The organism is Maridesulfovibrio sp., assembly GCF_965230075.1.
Taxonomy (GTDB): domain Bacteria; phylum Desulfobacterota; class Desulfovibrionia; order Desulfovibrionales; family Desulfovibrionaceae; genus Maridesulfovibrio.
Map to the genome: position 1 here is coordinate 1,920,097 of NZ_OZ245945.1, position 12,889 is coordinate 1,932,985.

At 44.6% G+C, this 12,889-nt stretch carries 12 protein-coding genes; 3 read left to right on the forward strand and 9 right to left on the reverse strand.

The annotated features are described in order from the left end of the window. Positions 1–32 precede the first annotated feature (32 nt). From ACO05Z_RS08720 to ACO05Z_RS08730, 3 genes are read right to left on the reverse strand one after another with little or no spacing between them, the layout of a single operon-like run. Positions 33–869 carry a hypothetical protein gene (locus tag ACO05Z_RS08720; protein WP_421901789.1) on the reverse strand — a complete coding sequence of 279 codons (837 nt, stop codon included), beginning with the start codon at positions 867–869 and terminating at the stop codon, positions 33–35. 9 nt (positions 870–878) lie between these two features. Then, positions 879–2,765 carry a hypothetical protein gene (locus tag ACO05Z_RS08725; protein ID WP_421901790.1) on the reverse strand — a complete coding sequence of 629 codons (1,887 nt, stop codon included), beginning with the start codon at positions 2,763–2,765 and terminating at the stop codon, positions 879–881. Continuing rightward, positions 2,765–3,352: a hypothetical protein gene (locus ACO05Z_RS08730; protein WP_421901791.1), complete on the reverse strand. Its 588-nt coding sequence runs from the start codon at positions 3,350–3,352 to the stop codon at positions 2,765–2,767. Before ACO05Z_RS08730 ends, ACO05Z_RS08725 begins: the two co-directional genes overlap by 1 nt. Before the next feature lie 280 nt (positions 3,353–3,632). On the opposite strand from ACO05Z_RS08730, the gene ACO05Z_RS08735 reads away from it, so the two are divergent. From ACO05Z_RS08735 to ACO05Z_RS08745, 3 genes are all read left to right on the forward strand, one after another. Continuing rightward, positions 3,633–4,067, forward strand: a complete 435-nt coding sequence (locus ACO05Z_RS08735; RefSeq protein ID WP_421901792.1) for a DUF5675 family protein — start codon at positions 3,633–3,635, stop codon at positions 4,065–4,067. Between the two features lie 134 nt (positions 4,068–4,201). Further along, positions 4,202–4,516: a hypothetical protein gene (locus ACO05Z_RS08740; RefSeq protein WP_421901793.1), complete on the forward strand. Its 315-nt coding sequence runs from the start codon at positions 4,202–4,204 to the stop codon at positions 4,514–4,516. Positions 4,517–4,765: 249 nt separating this feature from the next. Further along, entirely contained in the window at positions 4,766–5,659 is an 894-nt protein-coding gene (locus ACO05Z_RS08745) for a M14 family metallopeptidase (RefSeq protein WP_421901794.1), read from the forward strand. Between the two features lie 401 nt (positions 5,660–6,060). Here the strand turns inward: ACO05Z_RS08745 and ACO05Z_RS08750 are convergent, their stop codons facing one another. From ACO05Z_RS08750 to ACO05Z_RS08775, 6 genes are all read right to left on the reverse strand, one after another. Next, on the reverse strand, positions 6,061–7,080 hold the full coding sequence (locus ACO05Z_RS08750; RefSeq protein WP_421901795.1) for a substrate-binding domain-containing protein: 1,020 nt from the start codon (positions 7,078–7,080) through the stop codon (positions 6,061–6,063). A gap of 103 nt (positions 7,081–7,183) precedes the next feature. Next, positions 7,184–7,456: a hypothetical protein gene (locus ACO05Z_RS08755; RefSeq protein WP_421901796.1), complete on the reverse strand. Its 273-nt coding sequence runs from the start codon at positions 7,454–7,456 to the stop codon at positions 7,184–7,186. 30 nt (positions 7,457–7,486) lie between these two features. Further along, positions 7,487–8,116, reverse strand: a complete 630-nt coding sequence (locus ACO05Z_RS08760) for a hypothetical protein (RefSeq protein WP_421901797.1) — start codon at positions 8,114–8,116, stop codon at positions 7,487–7,489. Between the two features lie 111 nt (positions 8,117–8,227). Next, entirely contained in the window at positions 8,228–10,060 is a 1,833-nt protein-coding gene (locus ACO05Z_RS08765) for an SLC13 family permease (RefSeq protein WP_421901798.1), read from the reverse strand. A gap of 39 nt (positions 10,061–10,099) precedes the next feature. Continuing rightward, positions 10,100–11,437 carry a cadaverine/lysine antiporter gene (gene cadB, locus ACO05Z_RS08770; RefSeq protein ID WP_421901799.1) on the reverse strand — a complete coding sequence of 446 codons (1,338 nt, stop codon included), beginning with the start codon at positions 11,435–11,437 and terminating at the stop codon, positions 10,100–10,102. 29 nt (positions 11,438–11,466) lie between these two features. Continuing rightward, entirely contained in the window at positions 11,467–12,879 is a 1,413-nt protein-coding gene (locus tag ACO05Z_RS08775; protein ID WP_421901800.1) for an amino acid permease, read from the reverse strand. Between the last annotated feature and the right edge of the window lie 10 nt (positions 12,880–12,889).

Genomic DNA, 12,889 nt, shown 5'->3' on the forward strand with positions numbered 1-12,889 from the left:
GCCTTTCGGTTTGAAGGGCGGGGAGTTGGGGGTTATTGATTTAGTTCAAATTTATTTTTCCAAAATTTTATTACCTCTTGGGCTTCAGTGCTGTTCTTGGTTATTGTTTCAAGATTCGATATTGCCTGTTTTGCTGTTGCCGTGGCATTGTTATATCTTCCGGTGTATTTTGCTGTGCAATTTTTTTGAGTGCCTTTTAAGGCGTACTTATAACCTTTGTATAGATAAAAGTGCGTAAGTAGTTTGCACTCTGTCGCATATATTTTTAGAGGTAATTGGGTTTTTGGATCTTCTATTGCATTATTAAGAGTTTTTATGTTCTGTTCTGATAAAATGTTATCTGTTTTTTTAAGGTTGTAGCAGTTTTTATCAAAGTCTTCTGATGAGTTTGTATAATATTGTTTGGCTTCGTTTAACGCAATTATGCTGGGCATAATCTCAAGTATGTTTTTATCACGATTGGTCAGATTCGCAGCATTTTCATGGGCTAGATCAATTGTCTCATATGCTTCTTTATTTTTGCCAAGTTTCCATAAAGTTAACCCCTTAAGTATCAAGTAGTTGCCGTATAATTTGTTGTTTTTTAATGTAGTCTCTCCTGATTCTCCAATGCTATTGAGTGATTCCAATGTTTCATAATATAGTATTTTCGATGTGTTTTGTGTCTCTATTAGTGTTGCTGAAAAATTATCAGGAGTAATATTGTTAAAATGGTTGTTGTGGGCTTTAAAATTGTCCAGCTCGGCCGCCTTATTGAATGTCTCCTGTGCTGTTCTTAGTTTGTGTACAGTTTTGCATCCGCATAGTGCAAAAACTGAAATTATTATTAATAGAAATGTTATTTTTGAACGTTTGTTGCGATTTAGCATATTCTTCCCCTAAGTTATGTCTTGAAGTTTTTGGTTAGCATCTTTTTTCAATTTAACAAGGTCTATTTTGCCGCCGTCTTTTATCTCAGTGATGAAATCAGTCAGAATTTCATTCAAGGCGTCAACTGCTTTGGGTGCTGCATTTGATTCAGTCAATTCAGCTATAAGAATAGCTACTATTTCTTGTAATATCTCATCCCGGCAAAGGCGCCATTTTACCAAATCGTCCGGGCAGTCGAATATTGAGGATAAGATTGCATCAATTGCAGCTGCAGCGATATTTTTATGGCTTTGGTCTTCGAATATTGTTTCGGTAAGTAGCTCTTGGCGCAGGGCAATTCCTTTGATTACTTCAGCTATTATTTGAGCAGAGGTTTCGGCTGAAATTTCTGCTTTTCGGGATTTAAGACAGGCAATTGTCTGGTCTAAAGCTATAGCTAAAGCTTTTTCATAGTATTTATTGTCGGGATTTTTAGAATTGTCTGAAGTCCAAGCAAAAATCCAAGACGGGTTCTTCTTAATTTCGTCGCAAATAGTTTCAACAACCATGAGCATTTCGGTGTGGGTGAAGTCCGGTCTCCAATAAGGTGAAGTATTCTCTGGGGCTAAACCAGTGTCGGTGTTTGAAAGAGCTTCTAGGGTTGCTTTTGTGGCAATAAAGAGGATGTTTGTTTCTGGTTTATTTTGAGCTTCCGGCCAAACCAAATCGAGATTTTCACCTGTTTTTTCTAATACTATACGAGCCACTTCCGGTAGCATTGTATCGTCAAATAACGGCATATTAGTGCCGGCTATTCCTTTGGCTATTTCGGAGAGCAAACCGTTTATCTTGTCATCAGTTTGGGTTATTAATTTGGGGTGTTTGCTAACCACTTCAAGAGCTGTTTTAGTTAGTCTTTCTGCCCCTGATTGGCTGAATATGGGTTTGAACTTAATGGTGTCATTCCCAATCATCAAATCCAACACATCTTCTCCTACTTTCCGGGCTAGGAGTTGGCTGCCTTCTCCTTGTATGCCGAGGAAACTTCCGGGATCCGATATGGCTGTATGTCCGGCTGCGTCAAGTATTCCACGGAATATGAGTTCCCCCCATGCTTCCATTTCAAAACGTTCTTTTCTTTTTATGGTTTCGGTTTTGCTGCTTTGATTGATTGCATTGTTTTTAGCATTAACAAGGGTTGCAACTTTTTTTGCTGAATTTCCGATTAGTAGATGGACGTTTGTATTGTTTCCAAAAATTTGAGGATTTGCACCGACTGTGTCAAGTGTTGCAGTAAACAAGATAATCGGTAGGTTATCCAAGGAGTTAGTTGAGAATTCTATTTCATCAAGTTCATTGATAAAATGTTTAATTAGTTTGCCTTCAGTTGTGTTGGTGTTGAAAAGTTTTGGGTTCAATTGCAGGAAATCAATACCAACTTCTATCAGTGAGCCGGCAACTCTTTGGAGAGATGTGGCAACTGATGTTCCGTCTTCCCAACCTTGTACTGTGTATAGTGCTGCTGTGCTTTCTCTAGTGCTAGGGTCATACTCTTTTCCTGTTTGTGATCCTGCCCAGAGCATTAATTGATTCTGGGCTTGTATGGCCAAGGCAACTAATTCCTTTTTTTCGGCGTCAGACATATCAGTTAGCTCTTTATCGAGCCTAACGACCCTCGGCCATGGCTTTATGTCGCTTCCTTCAATTTTTCTCGCAAATTTTGCTCCTGGACATTTGTCATTTTCATAGAAAAATAACCAAGCGTCAGCTTTTGTCATCTCAGTTGGCAAATCAGGCAGCGGCAACACCAGTTCCCGGTTACGGGTAATATCCACATAACTCTTGTACCCGGCATCCCCGATTTTAATGGAAGCCCGTATGGCGAAGATAATTATTGTTGCGGTATCCATAATCATTATGCACCTCCGTCGGGTGTTGCTGGTGTTGATTCCGAATCGTCTTTAAGTTGGCGGATTTCTTCTTTCAAACGCTCATTTTCTGCTTTTAAATTGTCTTCTCCCTGAGCCTCAAGAAAACGTTTTTCTCTCTGTTTTGGATCACGCAATTTAAGCTTTTCGAAGAGGGAATTCATACTGCCGCTTCCTCCGGCTAAGAGCATGGAGGTCAGGAAGTAATCAATATTAGCATTCACAGAGTGTCCTTCGCCAAAGAGTATGGCGACCAGCTTTTGAACTATGTTCAGCTCTGCAGATTTGCAGAAAATGAACAGGGTGATGACGATGATGGGGGTTTTCCAGCCTTTGTTATAGGTATGCTTGATGAAGTATCTCCAGTCGAAGAGGGTGGTGAAGGATACTTCTATGAAGGTGGCGAGAATGAAGGTTTTAAAAAGTAAGGTAAGGGCTTGGTCGTATACTTGCTGGTCAGTAGTTGTTGTTGCTGGTTGAGTTGCATTTGCGGCAAAGACTGGGATTGCGCAAAGTAAAATAGCCAACACTGTTATCCAGAAGCTTGGCTTTGAAATTTTTGATGAGACTCCCATAAAACCTCCTATCTAAATCGCTTAGTGAACACTTATTATTGCTTAATGGTTATTCATAAAATACCTCTATTTTGTGGCTTGTCAATGAACTTTTCCCCGTAATCAAGCTTAAGATTGAATATCTATAAGGTGTTTAAATTGCAGTATGTTGCTCGTTTTGCGTAGTGGGGGACATTGTCAAGCTGGGCGCTGACCGCATTTAGCATCAATATGAAGATAAGCTTGGAAGTGAGTAAAGAACTTTGTTCAAGTTTAACTTTAACTTTTTGAGGATGATATTATGCGGAAAGTGGAATTGATACGTCTTGAAGCGACCGATGAGGCAACCCTTGGAGGGCTGCTGGTGGACGGGAAATCCATATGCTGGACACTTGAAGAGCCTTGGCGCGGAAACTGTCAGGACGTTTCGTGTATACCAGCAGGACGATATTCTTTGAGACTAGAATATTCGCCTTCAAAGAAATGTAAGCTATGGACTGTTAAAGGTGTGCCGGGTCGATCGTATGTTAGAATCCATAAAGGGAATACTGTTGATGATACTGAAGGGTGTCTGCTGACAGGAACTAACCCCGGATATTTGGAAGGGAAACGGGCTGTACTTGCTAGTAGGGTGGCTTTTGATGAGTTTATGCACGCTATGGGCGGAAGTCGGGAGGGGATTATTGAAATTTCATATTCTCCAACTCTGACACACGTAGAACATGTGGTTTATTAATATGTTGGCCCACCGGATAAATTCGGTGGGCTTTTTATGTATTTTACGTTTGACAATTTCAAACTATCCAATGTAATTGAGTTTGAAATTCAATTTCATAAATTAGTTCAAATTATAAATTAGGAGAAATTCCCATGCTTGACGGAGTAAACAGATTTGGAACAACAGCGGATATGATTATTCAGGAAGTGGAGTTTGATGGAGAAAAGAAACTTTTAGCCATAGATAACAAAGGATTGTATTTAACCGATCAAAGTCGGGTTGATAAAAAGCAGGCAGACATTAACAGGTACGGTGTTGATCGCCGTGTCTTTTGGGATTTGCTGGAAGAAAACGGATTTGAAACCGTTGAGTTGTTTGAAGAGAACAAGCACCTGATCAAGACTGTAACTGCCGGCAAATCTAAGATGGTCAACCCCCTTAAGGCTTCCAAGCGTAGTATGAAATAACCCTTTTCATACGAAGAAACTGAAATACCCCCTGCCATAGTGAAATGTCAGGGGGTATATTTTTCATGCTGGTTGAAAGATAAGTATTGTACCTAAAGGTATGTACTTGACTAAATGCAATGCTCGCCTATTTTGGGTTACAGGAAATAGGGGGGTAATTACTCAGTTTCAGATCTCATAATATGAACTTATTTTCCTTGATTTACAGCATGATAAGTAAGAGGATGGCTCGCAAATACAGGGGGAATTATGAAAATAACAAAATGGGGTCCGGAAGAAAAAAAGCAGTGGCTTGAACAGGCTGTCATAGAAAAGAACTACCAGCGCGATGTTTTGGATAGAATTTTTGCGTTGTCTAATTCATACCGTAGAGAAAAATACGGCCAGCTTTCCTATGATCCGGAACGTTATCCTATATATGCACTTCTTTCACAGAACTGGGTTGATGGTAAACCTACAGCGCTAATCACAGCCGGGGTACACGGGTACGAAGTCGGCGGTATATACGCAGCCCTTGAATTTCTTGAAACCACTGCACTTGAGTATGCGGATAAATTTAACCTTGTGGTTGTTCCGTGTGTAAGTCCTTGGGGATATGAAACCAACAACCGTTGGAATCCACATGCAGTCGATCCTAACAGGTCCTTTTGTGTTGAGAATAAAGCGGAAGAATCAACGTTATTGAAACAGTTTGCGGCGACGATTCCCGGAGAGATAGCTGTGCATATTGATCTGCATGAAACAACAGACAGGGATAAGACAGTTTTTCGTCCGGCGTTGGCTGCTCGTGACGGGGTAGATATTCCTATCGAGGAAATCCCGCAAGGATTTTATCTTGTTGCAGATGAAGAAAGGCCGGAACTTCCTTTTCAAGAAGCGGTTATTCGCTCGGTGGAGAAGGTTACCCGTATTGCAGATAAAGACGAGGAAGGTAAGATTCTCGGTAAGCCTGCGGTGTCTCATGGAGTCATTTATTACCCCATGCGTGAGTTGGGATTAAGCGGCACACTGACAAATGCGCGCTTTCATACGACTACCGAAGTATATCCTGATGGAGACTGGATGACAGCCGAGGAAAGCGTTGAAGGTCAGCTTGCAGCTATTCGGGGCGGATTGGACTATGTGATTAAGAATCCGGGGTAGTTAATCAGAAAGCATTGTTCAAATCAAAATCCCCTTGCCATGTTGAGGTTGGCAAGGGGATTTTAAGATTTGAGGCTATAAGTATTATCGACGGTCTACATGGATAATAACTTTTTTGGCGCCATGTCTGTCGTTGACTAAACTTACGTTGCTGAATTTTAAATCTTTAATTTCTAGGCCGCCGATTCTTATGGAATATGTTCCGGGGCAATAAACAAAGGCCATATTGTCAACTTTTGCTTCCAGAAGACAGGGACCACTTTGTGCCGGTGTTGGAGTTGAGAGCCTGCCGATAATGAAAGATGTTAATATTACAGTCACAAGCAGTATGCATTTCAGCATTTTGTTACGCACTGTTTCACCCTCGCTGTTTTAGTTAGGCTATATGTTTTAAACGCTACCTATTGGGTCCGTTCCTTCAAGCCCAACACTTCCTGAATTTTGAGATCATCTATATTCTCTTTGGTGATCAGATGTACATCGATTATGGTTTCCGGCGGTATTTTGCCGTCTCTGACTGCCATTGCAGCTTGAGTCACCGCAACTCTTCCTATTTCATATGGGTCCTGCGCTACACCTGCTGCAATTCTGCCTTCCTTAATGTCCTGAATCATTTCCGGGTCAGGGTTGAATGCAACAAAGCTGAGTCCGTCAAGCTTATTTAATTCTCTCAGTGTCTTAAGTAATATTTCACTGCTGCTTTCATTAAAGCCGACAACAGCATTGATAGTCTTTTTCTTGTTTGGATTGTCATTGCCATACATGGCTAAGCGAATTTGGGAGGAGCCTTTCTTGAGTTCTTCACCAACATAAATAGCTTTGCTGATTTTAAGTTTTGATTCAGTTTCCTTAAGCTGGGCCTTAAATCCTTCAAGTCTGCTATTTACAGGAGAGTTACCTCTGACAAACAAACCTAATACGACTGTTCCTGAATCCTTCAATTCGTCTTGCAGGAACTTTGCGGCCATTTTCCCGCCTTTGAAATTTTCAGAATGAACATATCCGGTTTTTTGATTACCGAAGACTTTTGAGACCATCTGAATGACCGGGATTCCTCTGCGCATAGCTTTAATGATGAAATCTTTCATTCTCAGGCTGTGTACCGGGGAAATCACAATGGCGTCCATTTTGTTGTTGATGCACCAATCTATTTCAAGTTTTTGCTCCCTGAAGTCTCCAAGCCCCGCGGGAGTGAGCCAATAAATTTTGACATTACCATCATTGGTCGCAGCTTTGACAGCGCCTTTTTTCAACAGGTGCCAGAAGTCTAGGTCCCCACGTTCCGGAATTACCGCAATTTTAAGTTTATTGGAGCCGGAAATGTCAGCCGCTTTTGCTGGGGGCGCAAAGATCAGGGTTGCGAAAATTAAAATTAATATAGTAGTTATTCTAGCTAGTTGCATGGTGCTGCGTGATGTCATCTTATCTCCTTGGACTGTTGGAAGGTGAGTGGTGATTTTGCGGGTAGTGTAACTTCAAGGAATTATTCATTCAAGGGAGAAGTTTTATTATTACGTAAGACGGCTATCTCTTAACCCATCCCCGAGCCCTCATGCATTTGTCAAATTCTTTGGTTCTGCTGTAATTAGCGGAAAATCTGGCACTATTGGTTGTCATTGTCCTTGATCTGTCTCCTTTACCCATTTGGAGCTTTTCTGTTGTACGCTCCTCGCATTCTTTTCTGTCTTTTTTGAATTCTGATTTGGCGACAGCCGGGTCGGGGTAGTTATCATTATGCCAAGAGGAACAACCACCGAGAACCATTAACAACACAGTAAGAGTAATAATTCTTTTCATATTTAATATCCGTTGGAATAGCAGGTCAGGTTAGTTTCCGGAAGGTGCAAAGCGTTTGCTTAGAAAGTCGCTGAGGCCCTGATTTACGCCCTGACCGCATTTGGCAAACGGGCAGCCAAGTTCGTAAGGAACTTCGATAGGGTCAGGAGAGCCGGAGTATATAACTGTTCCTGCCTGTCCCTTACTTTCTTCTACAAGCAATTCCACAACCAGAAAACAGGTGTTCGGGCCGCTTTTAGCGCGTTCAATTTGAGGTGACCAGGTATTCACCATCACCGGATATTTACGGAATGAAGGTCCATAGGTCAGAGAATCGCTGAATCCGACTTGTTGCTGTGCGCCATGGGCGGCAACTTTCGGGGAAATGGAGCCAACTCGGGCTTCAATAAGGTAATCAACTTCACCGTTAGGCTGATATTTATAGCCCATCCCGGCTAACGTCTGGATCATATTCTGCGCAATAGGAAGTGAGCCGGTTTCGACTCGTTCTGGGCTGCCGCTTTTTTTCAACTGGAAGAGAACGACACGAACGTTAAACGAGCCAAGAGTCGGATTGAAAGAAGATAAAGGTGTTGGGGGTGTCACGGTACGGGTAGAGCATCCGCTGAGGCAGAAGATGGAAAGAATTACAATTGAAAAGAGAAGCAACTTTTTACACATAATAACTCCATGGTGTTTTGTTTTGTCTGAAAATAATTCGATGTGAAGTCCGTTAATAAGGCAAATTTGTCAATGGGGGTATTATAGATTCGGAAAAGTTAGTTGCTTTTTTTACAGATAAATCATCGGCAGAACAATCGATAATGTAATCCACATGATAATTACCAGCGGGGTGCCGACCTTTAAGAAATCCGTAAATGAATATTCACCGGCGTTCATTACCAGCAGATTGGTTTTGTAGGCCATAGGGGTGGCAAAACTCATATTGGCACCGAACAGGACCGCCAATACGAAGGGTTCCGGTTGAAGGTTTAACTGGTGGGCAATGGATAATGCTATGGGAGTGCCGATTACAGCTGTCGCATTATTGGAGATGATGTTGGTGAAGATGGCCATCAGCAACATGAGGCCACTGATAATCATGGCTGCCGGGGCATCACCGCTCAATGCCACGAAAAGCTTACCCAGAAAGTCTGCGCCACCTGTTATAAGCATGGCCTTGCCGAGGGCCAAACTGGTTACAACAATCAGAATTACCTGCACGTTGAGGGCCCTTGTGGCGTCTCTCCACGTTATGCATCCGGTCAGGATCATGAACAATGCTCCGCATGGTGCGCTGATGGCTATTGGCAATATGCCGAATGCGGCGGTCAGTATTATTCCCAGCATGATGCTCATAGCCAGGTGAGCCTTACGGGAATACGGAAGATCCATTGCGGAATCCAGAACCAGCACTTTGGTGTTCGTTTTGAGTTCCGATATTTTTTGTCTTGGACCTTGCACGAGTAGAATGTCACCTAGTTCCAGTTTTATGTCGCTAATTTTATCCAGGTAGCGTTTGAGCTTTTTGCCGGAACGGTGGATAGCTAGCGGAGTCATGCCTGTACGTTCTGCAAAATGATATTTTTTAAGTGTGGTCCCGTTCAGCGGTGAGCCTTGGTATATTACAATTTCTGCTATCTGCTGATCTGTCGCTTCAAAGGGGTGTTCGGCATCAAACGGAACTACTGATCCTACAGGATACAACGTTCCGTGCAGGATTTTTTCGAATTCCTTCAATTGGTCAGGGGTGTCGTTAATGACCAGATGATCCCCGGCCTGTAGAATGGCTCCCGGATGCAGGTATATCGGTTTTCCTTCTCCACGCTCAATGGCTGAAACCTTCATGGCATTGTCTGTCAGTTCAAATGCTTTTGAAAGGGGACTTCCTTCCAGAGGACTGCCCTCGGTAACTTCCAAGTGAGCGGTAAAGATTCGCGGAGAACTGTCTGTAAGGGTAATCTCTATTTGCGGGATGATGCGCGGGGCGACTTGCCAAAGATAAAAAATTCCGATGCTTCCGGCGATAACTGCCGGTAGTACAAAATCAAACATCTCTATACGTTTCAGGCCCATATCTGCTGCGACCGTGACAACCAGCAGGTTTGTGGATGTACCGATAGTTGTGGCAGTTCCGCCGAGCAGGGTGGAAAAGCCCATGGGCATTAATACAGATGAGGCAGGCGCACCTGTTTTTAAGGACACGCTTATAAGGACAGGCAGCAGCAGAACCACTACGGGAACATTATTAATAAAGGCGCTGATGAATGCTCCCAACAGCAGGGTAAGTAGAAATGAAATGGAAGGGCTTTTCTTCCATGCCCGCGCTAACAGGCGGCCCATGGGGTCCAGTGAGCCTGTTCGCAGAATTCCTTGTCCGGCAATCATGAGTGCGCATACTGCAATCAGGGCCTCATTGCCGAAGCCGTAAAAGAAGTTTGCTGCGTGGAAGGGTTCTCCATTTGACATATAGGGGAAAAGTTGAAATCCAACCGTCAGGATCAGGAGGATGAGCAGGCTTGAAGTTTCGAGCGGAATTGTTTTTCTGCTGAATAGTACCAATGCAGCAGCCGTCAAAACCAATACTGCCAGTGCGTGAAGGTCCGGAAGTGGAGGTAGAGTCATGGATATTCTCCAGTAGCAGGATGAGTATGGTTCACATATTTACATGTCTTCCCGAATCTTTCGTTCGAATTCAGTGCGGTCCTTGCCCACGTAGAATATGAAGGTGCAGAGCATAACAATCATGCAGCCGATAAGCGCGTCCTTAGCTGCACCGGAAAGTGCTATGAGGCAGAATGCGCAGGCCAGAAGTGATGATACGATCTGCAGCCATGCTTTCTTGGCGTGGAATCCATAGCGGCGCAGCAGGTTGAGTGCCGAGTAAAAATAGGGTGGTAGAGTCAGGAGAACGGCTATAGATGCAATATTACCGAACAGGGATTGGGTGTTTCCACCTTTTGAAAGCAGCATCAGTACCACCAAAAGAATGCTCATCATGATGGAGGAGAGAATTAAGCCCATGACAGGGGTGCCGTGGTTGTTTTTACGGCCGAAAATTTCCGGAAGGGTTCCGTCGCTGGAAGCCCTCGCTCCCGCTTGTGAAACCAGCATCATCCATGATCCCAGCGATGCCAGACAGGCAAAGGCGGTTACAGCGGAAACCACTTTGGGAATATACTGGGCAAAGGGCAGGGTCGCGCAGATATGACCCATAGCCAGTGAAAAGGGTGCGCCGGAAGCAGTCATCTTCTCCGCAGGGAACATGCCGGAAATAGCGGTGCAGGAAAGGATATAAACCAATCCGGCAAGCGCAGTGCCGATCATGGTGGAAAGGGGAATGGTTCGCTTGGGATTTTTAACCACCGCAGTGTTCACGGCGGCACTTTCAACACCGATAAAACTCCAGATGCACAGGATTATAGCCGCCAGAACCGCAGAGTCCGGGGTATGGCCTTTGACCAGCCAGTTGGCGTTGAACTGTACGCTGTCAAAATAGAACCAGCCCACTGTGCCGGTGACAACCACCGGGATAAGCAGCAGGACAACTCCTACGGAGACCAGACGTCCGATCCAATCCGCACCAAGGATGTTGATTCCGGTAAATACCCAGATGATCACAATGGAGGTGATGCCCGAAGCTATCGGGTCCTGCAGGGGCGGGAAAAATACCGACAGGTAGTCCACGCCGGTAATAGCTATGGCAAGGTTTCCGATCCAGTTGGCGTGATAGTAAAGCAGTCCGGATTGGTACCCGAGTATGGGGGCAACTTCGCCGGAATAGGCAATAGGACCACCTTCTTGAGGATTTTCCATTCCCAGTCGTGAATATACATACGCCAGTGCCAGTGCTCCTACTAATGCAACGGCCCAGCCGAGTATGGTAATACTGCCGATGGATGCAAGGTTGGCAGGTAGTAACGCAATTCCGGACCCCATCATGTTACCGGCTACAACTGCTGTACAGGCAACTACACCCATTTTCTTATGTTCAGCTGACATATCCTGCATCCTCCACTGATTATCAATTATCACTTAAGTTCAGCATGCCTTTTTACGGCTCGATTATAGAAGTAGATCGGGACATAGGTGAACACCGCAATCCCCACGACCAGAAAACCAATGTAGCCCGCTGAAGCCGGAAAACCTTCGTCCAGTACTGCCTTTGGCGGGATGAATCCGAAAACAAAAACAAAGATACAAGTTACTATGGCAAGCCCCGATACGCACCAGATTCCGATCTTGCCGCCGGGAATGGTGTAGCCCCTTTTTACGTCCGGTCTTATGTAACGCAGTCTTATGGCCGCAGCAAACATGAGCAGATACATGATCAGATACAACTGCACCGCAAGTGCGCTCATGAGCATAAACGCGCTCGATACCGTGGGCATGAACAGGATAGCGCAGGAAACCAGCGCCGAAAGTCCGCTCTGGATGATCAGGATATTTGTGGGGATGCCGAAACTGTTGGTTTTCTGCCAGCGTTTGGGCAGGTAACCTTCGTGTGCAACCTCGCGTATACCCTTGGAAGGCCCGACCATCCATGTAATGACCATGGTTAAGGCCCCGTATGCCATCAGGAAACAGATGATCGGGGTCATGAATTCCATTTTATGGATTTGGAAAAGCTTATCGAAAGCCTGACACACTCCGGCGCTGAGGCTGACTCCATCAGCAGGAACAACCATGGCGATTGCCAGTGAACCCAGTGCGGACAGGCCTATTATCAAGGCACTGGCAGCAAAAATAGCCTTGGGATAATTAACTGCCGGGTTGCGGACTTCGTTTACATGTACTGCCGACATTTCCATTCCGGTAAATGAAATCAACATAGCCGCCAGCAGCATAAGTTGTTGCAGGCTTTCAATGTCAGGCATGAGAGCTGCGGGAGTAAAGGGAATCTGTACCGTGCCGCCGGAAAGAACATGTTCAACACCGAGTACAATTATCAGTATGCCGGGTATGATCGTGCCGACTATGGCCCCTGATGAACTGAAGAAAGCTGATAGTTTCATATCCCGGAAGTTCAGGAAGGTAGCCACCCATAAGGTCAACTGAATGACCGCAACAATGAACCATTTGTTGTTCGCGAGTTGCGGATCAAAAGTGTAGGCAATAGCCGATCCGCCAAAAGCCAGCACCGCCGGAAACCATGGCAGGTTTTCCACCCATTGCATGAAGATGGCTACAAAACCCCATTTGGGTCCGAAAGCTTCCTTAACCCAGAGATAAACGCCGCCTTCATCATCCCAGCCCGAAGCAAGCTCTGCAGCAACAAGGGCTGAAGGGATGAAGAAACTCAGCGATCCCAAAGCCAGATAGAATATTAATCCCCAGCCATATTCCGCGAGTCCCGGCAGGGCGCGTAACGACAGAATCGCCGCCACATTAATCATCATCAGTGTAAAGACTGATAATTTATGCTTGGAGCCTGATTCTGTCATACGGCCCTCC

Bases quoted from the DNA above. Each gene is read 5' to 3' on its own strand.
- ACO05Z_RS08720 (WP_421901789.1), bottom strand. From the start codon at position 869: ATGCTAAATCGCAACAAACGTTCAAAAATAACATTTCTATTAATAATA.
- ACO05Z_RS08725 (WP_421901790.1), bottom strand. From the start codon at position 2,765: ATGATTATGGATACCGCAACAATAATTATCTTCGCCATACGGGCTTCC.
- ACO05Z_RS08730 (WP_421901791.1), bottom strand. From the start codon at position 3,352: ATGGGAGTCTCATCAAAAATTTCAAAGCCAAGCTTCTGGATAACAGTG.
- ACO05Z_RS08735 (WP_421901792.1), top strand. From the start codon at position 3,633: ATGCGGAAAGTGGAATTGATACGTCTTGAAGCGACCGATGAGGCAACC.
- ACO05Z_RS08740 (WP_421901793.1), top strand. From the start codon at position 4,202: ATGCTTGACGGAGTAAACAGATTTGGAACAACAGCGGATATGATTATT.
- ACO05Z_RS08745 (WP_421901794.1), top strand. From the start codon at position 4,766: ATGAAAATAACAAAATGGGGTCCGGAAGAAAAAAAGCAGTGGCTTGAA.
- ACO05Z_RS08750 (WP_421901795.1), bottom strand. From the start codon at position 7,080: ATGACATCACGCAGCACCATGCAACTAGCTAGAATAACTACTATATTA.
- ACO05Z_RS08755 (WP_421901796.1), bottom strand. From the start codon at position 7,456: ATGAAAAGAATTATTACTCTTACTGTGTTGTTAATGGTTCTCGGTGGT.
- ACO05Z_RS08760 (WP_421901797.1), bottom strand. From the start codon at position 8,116: ATGTGTAAAAAGTTGCTTCTCTTTTCAATTGTAATTCTTTCCATCTTC.
- ACO05Z_RS08765 (WP_421901798.1), bottom strand. From the start codon at position 10,060: ATGACTCTACCTCCACTTCCGGACCTTCACGCACTGGCAGTATTGGTT.
- cadB (WP_421901799.1), bottom strand. From the start codon at position 11,437: ATGTCAGCTGAACATAAGAAAATGGGTGTAGTTGCCTGTACAGCAGTT.
- ACO05Z_RS08775 (WP_421901800.1), bottom strand. From the start codon at position 12,879: ATGACAGAATCAGGCTCCAAGCATAAATTATCAGTCTTTACACTGATG.